Genomic DNA, 6961 nt, shown 5'->3' with positions numbered 1-6961 from the left:
GGGCTTCATGTCACCCCTCGAAGCCCGTCAGGCTCATGCCATTGGAAAGGCGGCCTGAGTTGCAAAACCGTGTCCAGACAATCCGAGCCGGCACACTCGAAACTGGCCAGCTTGGTACGCAGGTAATCCTTGACCAGCGCCGGCGAAGTGAACAGCGCTCCGCGTGGAATCTTCTGGCCGATGACGTACCGTGCAGCTTCCAGAATTTGGTCGGCAGTCGCCGGCAGATAACGCCCCTGGTCGTCACGCACCAGCAGCGAGGAATCGAGAGACAGAGAAAGTTGCGGCATGATCGTGCTCCGGTTGCTCGGGCGGAATTGCCCGGAACCGTCACCAGCACGGCGCAGCGCAAGCAGTCAGGGGTCAGCGACGGCCGCCAGGACGCAAGCGCGCAAGGCGCGCGCAGCCCTTGACGGCGAGAACGCCGTGATACGGTGAAGGGAACAGCAAGACCGCCCACACCCCGCCCGCAGAGACGACGAATAGGCAAGCGCAGCGCGCAGGCCCGCAGGGCCGGAGGCGTCAGGGATCAAAGCCGCATGGCCATGACTCGGCACGAGGCATGGGGCAACGCCCGCGAGCCCGACGGCGGAACGCCGGGACGACCGTCGCATCCAGGTTACCCGGAAGGGAATTCGCTGTGCAGCGAATATGGCGTTTATGCCGAATATTCGGTATAATGCGCTTATTCGCTGAACAGGAAATAACGGCCGTCATGACCGAATCGACCCTCGTGGAACAAGCTCTGATCGAACAACTCTTGGAGACACTCCGGGAGTTGCCGGACGTGCACGCCGAGTTGGCTCGATCGGAACCTGCTGTTCAAGCCGTGGGGCGCATCGACGCGAAGATTGATCTGCACGTCGCCGGCAAATCGATTGTCTTGCTGGTTGAGGCAAAGAAGTCCGTCTATCCCCGAGACGTGCGCCAGGCGTTATGGCAGTTGAAGTCGCTGCAGCATGGTTACTACGCCGATGTGCAACATCTGCTGATCGCCGAGTCGCTCTCACCAGGGGCGAAAGAATTGCTCAGAGCCGAGCGCATTGGCTACTTCGATAGCGGCGGAAGCTTGTTCCTGCCGGCCGCTGGCGCCTACATCTACATCGACAAGCCGGCTCCGAAGACGTTAGAAAAGTCGGTGCGGTCGCTCTTCTCCGGGCGACGCGCCCAGGTTTTGTACGCGCTCCTGGTCAATCACGAGGAATGGTTTGGTGTTACCGAAGTGGCCGAACGGGCGCAGGTAGCGCCATCCACGGCCTCGGACGTACTAAGCGAACTGGAGCGGTTCGACTGGTTGGTGTCGCGAGGACAGGGGCCGAGCAAGGAGCGGCACCTGCGCGAACCAAGTGCGTTGCTCGATGCTTGGGCGAAGCAGCTCGCCACGCAGCGCGCGCCAGTGCTGCGCCGGTATTTCGTGCCTGGATTGAAATCTGATGCCCTGATCGAACGGCTCGGCCAGATGTTCGATGCGCATCAGGTCGCTTACGCGGTGAGCTACGAAGCCGCTGCACAGCGCTATGCCCCCTTCTTGTCCGGCATTTCTCAGGTGCGAGTTCGACTGCTACCCAGCACAAGTGCCGAGACGGCAATGGCTGAGCTGGGTGCGCGTGTCGTCAATGAAGGGGCGAACCTCGCGGTCATCGAGACGAAGTCGGCGGGGGAACTGCTGTTCCGGCAAAACGTTGGTGGCGTTTGGTTGGCTAGTCCGGTCCAGGTCTATCTCGACCTCTTGCGCGGTGAGGGCCGTGCCAAGGAATTGGCCGAGCACTTGCGCAAGGAAAGGATTGGATTCTGATGGCAAAACCCGCAACGTTCGATGGCTACAGCGACCAGTACACGGTGGACTGCGAACGCGTCCTCGTGACGCTGCTGCGCGGACTCGGACCTTGGAAAGAGTCGGTTTACCTGATCGGGGGACTCACGCCGCGATATCTCGTTTCCGCACGGCCTCCGGTAGTGCCAGCGCACGCAGGCACTCTGGACGTGGACATCGTGATCGACCTGCAAATCCTGGCTGATACCGAGGCATATCACACACTCGAAGACAACCTCAAGAAGATGGGATTCGAGCGGGCCGAGAACAGCGCCGGTACAAAGCTTTCCTGGCGTTGGCAGACCCGCACTGAACATGGCGCTTTGATGGTACTGGAACTGCTGGCGGATGCACCGGACATCGCTGGTGGCAAGGTGCAGCCATTGCCGACCGAAGGCACGATCTCTGCACTGAATATCCCGTATTCGTCCATTGTTTTTGACCTTCACCAAGTCACCGAGATTCAGGCTGAACTCCTCGGCGGCAACGGAATCGCGACGGAACACATCAAGCATGCCAACCTGGTCAGTTTTACCTGCCTGAAGTCGTTCGCCTTCGATCAGCGCTTTGAACGCAAGGACGCACACGATCTGATCTATTGCATTGAACACGCAGCCGAAGGACTGGACGCCGTTGCTGCGGCTTTCCACAAGGAGCGCACTGGCAAGCACAGTGCCGTCGTCGAGGCCTCGCTGGCGATCCTGCGCAGCCGCTTCGCAAGCGACGAGAAAGCCGAGGGCTATCGCAAGGACGGTCCGGTGTCGGTTGCCAGGTTCGAGCTGGGCGAAGGCGACGACCCAGAGCAGCGTGAGGCGAGGACGTTGCGGCAGCGGCAGGCCTGCGATGTGATTGAACAACTCCTTGCTCGGATCGAAAAAGAACTTTTCCAGGCGACCGCGGCCGGCGCAAAAAAAGGGCGGCAAAAGGGGCGGGAATAAAAGGGGGGGAATTCTAGCAGCCGGCGGGGACCTTGGCCGCACTTTCCGGCATCGAGTCAGCGGCCCGCGGCAAGACGGCAGGAAACTCCAGCCCCAGCTCTGCCTCGAAGCCCGGCGCTCGATGCATCTGGCCTGAAGCCGCTGACCTGCCCCTGCACGGGTATGTCGGCAATGACATCGCAGACCACCGGGCCTTGGCCCGGCCCGAGCGCATACGTCGCCTCACCCGCTTGACTTATGCACAGAATGCCGGCTTTCACCACCCCAAAACGCCGCCCCCGCTTGACAACCAGGAGCACAAATCAACCCATTGTTTTCATTGAGTTTTTATAGAGCCGCTTTTTTAGGCAAGGCAAGAAAAAGCCTTACGGGCAAAGCATTTAGGGATTTCACCCAGCCTCTATCCCCATAGTTATCCACAGGTTTTGGGGACAACTGAAAAAATCCCTGCAGGGCCGGCAAGTTACAGCAACTTTACGAGAAGCTACTGGAGAAAACCCGGCCAACCAGGCATGGCAGCCAGTGCCCGAAGAGCGTACCCAGCGCAGTCGTTCAGGCTTTGGCAGACACTTCATGGGCAAGGCGCCCATGTCCGGTCGCTGGAGGCGGCGCGATCAAGCCGCGCCGGGCCGGTTGGCGCCACACTGCGGAATTTGTCGGGAAGCGCCCGGGATGATGAGCTGCGCACCCGTTTCCTGGGAATGACCCCGATCGGATGTTCGCGTGCAAAGGCCCGGACTCATCAATGCAAGCGGCTCATGCAAGGCCGGCATGTAGCGGCCTGGAACCGGCGCGTCCTCTCGAACAGGGCAGATTACAGCCTCTTGACACCCGTACCCCTCTGCGGCAATGCTACGGCCCCCGGTCCGGCCCACAGGAGAGCTCATGCCCCCGCCGTTTTTTCCCCGCACCCCCTGCCTTGACCAGCAGGATGCCGAAGCCCTGCGTCGTGAAATCCTCGCTTATTTCCACACCACCTTCGACCGCTATGAAGCCCTGTTTGGCCACCTGACCGGCGATGCGGCCTACTACGAGCGGCCGATCTCGCTGCGCCACCCGCTGATCTTCTACTTCGGCCACACGGCCACCTTCTTCATCAACAAGCTCACCCTGGCCGGGCTGGTGCAGGCGCGGATCGACCCCCGCCTTGAATCCATGTTTGCCATCGGCGTCGATGAAATGAGCTGGGACGACCTTGACGAAGCCCATTACGACTGGCCCACGGTGGCCCAGGTCCAGGCCTACCGGGACGAAGTGCGCACGACCCTGGACGGAATCATCCGCCACGCGCCCCTTACCTTGCCCCTGGACTGGAACAACCCCTGGTGGGCGATCCTGATGGGCATCGAGCACGAGCGCATCCACCTGGAAACCTCCTCGGTATTGATGCGCCAGCACGCCCTGCACCATGTGCAACCCCTGCCGGACTGGGCGCCCTGCCGTCATGGCGGCCCCACCCCGGCCAACCCCCTGGTGCAGATTCCCGCCGGCCGCGTTTGCCTCGGCAAGCCCCTGAGCGACCCCTATTACGGCTGGGACAACGAATACGGCCGCCATGAAGCCGCCGTGCCGGCCTTCCAGGCCAGCCGCCAGCTGGTCTCCAACGGCGAGTTCCTGGCCTTCGTCGAAGCTGGCGGCTACAGTACCGACCGCTACTGGGATGAAGAAGGCCTGGCCTGGCGCAACTTCGCCCAGGCGACCCACCCCACCTTCTGGGTGCAGCACCCCGCCGGCTGGCGTCTGCGTCTCCTGGCCGAAGAAATTCCCATGGCCTGGGACTGGCCGGTGGAAACCAACTGCCTGGAAGCCCGGGCCTTCTGCCGCTGGCAGGCGGAGCAGAGCGGCCAGGCCGTGCGGCTGCCCACGGAAGACGAGTGGTACCGGCTGCTGGCCTTTGCCGGGGTGGAAGAAGTAGGCGCCGCCCCCGCCGCCGCCAACCTGCACCTGGACCACTACGCCTCCTCCTGCCCGGTCACCGAGTTCCCCCAGGGCCCCCTGTATGATGTCTGTGGCAATGTCTGGCAGTGGACGGAAACCCCGATCTACCCCTTCGATGGCTTTCAGGTTCATCCCTGGTATGACGACTTCACCACCCCCACCTATGACGACCGCCACAACCTGATCAAGGGCGGCTCCTGGATTGCCTGCGGCAACGAAGCCCGCCATTCTTCCCGCTATGCCTTTCGCCGCCACTTTTTCCAGCACGCGGGCTTTCGCTATGTGGTGGGTGAGGCGCCGATCCGCCAGGCGGTTCCCCACTACGAAACCGACAAGCAGGTCTCCGAATACGCGGAGTTCCATTACGGCGACACCTATTTCGGCGTCCCCAACTTTCCCCAGGCCATGGCCCGGCTGGCGATCGAGGCGCTGGGCGAGCGCCCGGCGCAAAAGGCCCTCGACCTGGGCTGCGCCACGGGCCGGGCCAGCTTTGAACTGGCCCGTCATTTCGACGCCGTGACCGGCATCGACTTCTCTGCCCGCTTCATCCAGCTCGGGGTGCAACTGGCCGAACAGGGCAGCCTGCGCTACACCCTGACCGAAGAAGGGGAGCTGGTAAGCTTCAAGGAACGCCGCCTGGACGAGCTGGGCCTGGCCGAGGTGTGTCACAAGGTGCAATTCCTCCAGGGCGACGCCTGCAACCTGAAGCCCCTCTTTGCTGGCTACGACCTGATCCTCGCCGCCAACCTCATCGACCGGCTCTACAGCCCGAGAAAGCTGCTCACCCAGATTCACGAACGCCTCAACCCTGGCGGCCTATTGGTGCTGGCCTCCCCCTACACCTGGCTGACCGAACACACCCCCCGGGAAGAATGGCTGGGCGGCTTCAAGCAGGATGGCGAAAACCTCACCACCCTGGATGCCCTGAAAACCCTGCTCGCCCCCCACTTCAGACTACTGCAGGCGCCGCTCGATGTGCCCTTCGTGATCCGCGAGACCCGGCGCAAATTCCAGCACTCCATATCGGAGGTGACGGTATGGGAACGCCGGTAGTTTACGGCTATCCGGATTCCATTGACCCGCACCGGCCCATACATAGTCTGTTTCGCCCGACAGGGTTTTCTACTCAAGCAGAATGGCTTCGATGCGGGCCAAGGCTTCATCGACGATGGACTGCGGCACCGTTTCCTTGAGCCGCACGTTCCGCGCCCGCCAGTCCAGTGACTTCAATTGATGGCAGTGCACTGCACCCTGGGTGTCGGTGCCAGCCCCCATCAGCGTGACCACCGTCCCGTAGGTACGAGCCGCGGCAGCAGCGCCCTGCGAAATCGGGCAGATCATCGCCAGCCCTTGCTGGTTGAAGACCTTGCCGCTCAGGACAAGGCCGAAGTGCGGACCTTTCAGCTCTCGACGGTGAAAACCGCCTTTCGGAACTAGCAGGACTACATCCTGAACCACTTCGACGACCACCGCGTTACCAACGCATTCACGGAGAGTCTCAATTCCAAGGCTATCCTTCCCCGCTTGAACGGCGGGGCTTGCCGCGCGCCGGGTCAGGCGGGTATATCGAGATGGCCGGCTCTACACCTTCGAGCGATGGCGGGCCAATGCCATTCTGGATTCAGGACAGTTCCAGGCACACAATCCCTGCCGTCCACCGGAGAAGCCGGAAACCCGTTTTTGCTGGCCACCCCGGACCACCCCGACCGCCACTCCCTTGACAGGGCCGACGCCCTCCGCGATGCTGTGCCGCCCTGGACGACGGTCCGCCCTGCCCCGCACCATGCCCCCACCGCTGCGCCTCGTGCTCGACACCAATGTGGTGATCGACATCTTTCGCTTCCGCGACCCTTCCACCGGCCCCCTGGCGCAAGCCCTGGAACAGGGCCGCATCCGTTGCCTCACGGATGCCGGCTGCCTGGAGGAGCTGCGCCGGGTGCTGGCCTACCCCAAACTGAAGATGGACGAAACGGGGGCCGCCCGCCTGTGGCAGGACTACGCCGCCCGGGCCGAAGCGGTGCCCGGCAGCGGCTGGCCGGCGCCGCTGCCTCAGTGCCGGGATCAGGACGATCAGCGTTTCATCGAACTGGCAGCCCGGGGCCGGGCCGACTGGCTGCTGAGCAAGGATAAGCTGGTCCTGAAGCTGCGCCGCAGCCTGCTGCCCCTCTCTTTTGCAATCCTTCGCCCGGACGAGGCCATCGAGCGCCTAGAACGGCAGGGGCCGACCGCCATTTTCCCCTGAATTGCCCCTGAATTGCCCCTGAATTGCCCC

5 protein-coding genes and 1 pseudogene are annotated in these 6961 nt (G+C 62.7%); 4 read left to right on the top strand and 2 right to left on the bottom strand.

All coding sequences use genetic code 11. From position 1 onward, the window contains the following. Positions 1-95: 95 nt before the first annotated feature. A pseudogene (locus tag WBH99_RS10665) lies at positions 96-290 on the bottom strand (DNA repair protein RadC); the annotation flags it as partial. Between the two features lie 425 nt (positions 291-715). On the opposite strand from WBH99_RS10665, the gene WBH99_RS10660 reads away from it, so the two are divergent. The 3 genes from WBH99_RS10660 to ovoA all read left to right on the top strand — a co-directional run bounded on the left by WBH99_RS10660 (position 716) and on the right by ovoA (position 5742). After that, on the top strand, positions 716-1795 hold the full coding sequence (locus WBH99_RS10660; protein ID WP_424220071.1) for a type IV toxin-antitoxin system AbiEi family antitoxin: 1080 nt from the start codon (positions 716-718) through the stop codon (positions 1793-1795). Further along, positions 1795-2751 (top strand): antitoxin, encoded by a 957-nt coding sequence (locus WBH99_RS10655; RefSeq protein WP_424220070.1) that lies wholly within the window; start codon positions 1795-1797, stop codon positions 2749-2751. Before WBH99_RS10660 ends, WBH99_RS10655 begins: the two co-directional genes overlap by 1 nt. An 885-nt stretch (positions 2752-3636) precedes the next feature. After that, a complete protein-coding gene (gene ovoA, locus WBH99_RS10650) occupies positions 3637-5742 on the top strand; it encodes a 5-histidylcysteine sulfoxide synthase (RefSeq protein ID WP_424220069.1) in 2106 nt (701 codons plus the stop codon). 69 nt (positions 5743-5811) lie between these two features. Here ovoA and WBH99_RS10645 read toward each other — a convergent pair whose 3' ends face one another. Then, positions 5812-6159: a type II toxin-antitoxin system PemK/MazF family toxin gene (locus WBH99_RS10645; protein ID WP_424220068.1), complete on the bottom strand. Its 348-nt coding sequence runs from the start codon at positions 6157-6159 to the stop codon at positions 5812-5814. A gap of 313 nt (positions 6160-6472) precedes the next feature. Here WBH99_RS10645 and WBH99_RS10640 point away from each other — a divergent pair, with 313 nt between their 5' ends. Continuing rightward, on the top strand, positions 6473-6931 hold the full coding sequence (locus WBH99_RS10640) for a putative toxin-antitoxin system toxin component, PIN family (protein WP_424220067.1): 459 nt from the start codon (positions 6473-6475) through the stop codon (positions 6929-6931). Positions 6932-6961 lie beyond the last annotated feature (30 nt).

The organism is Azovibrio sp. (assembly GCF_049658005.1).
Taxonomy (GTDB): Bacteria; Pseudomonadota; Gammaproteobacteria; order Burkholderiales; family Rhodocyclaceae; genus Azovibrio.
Note: the sequence above shows the minus strand (reverse complement) of the source record. Positions and strands in the feature narration are given on the sequence as shown.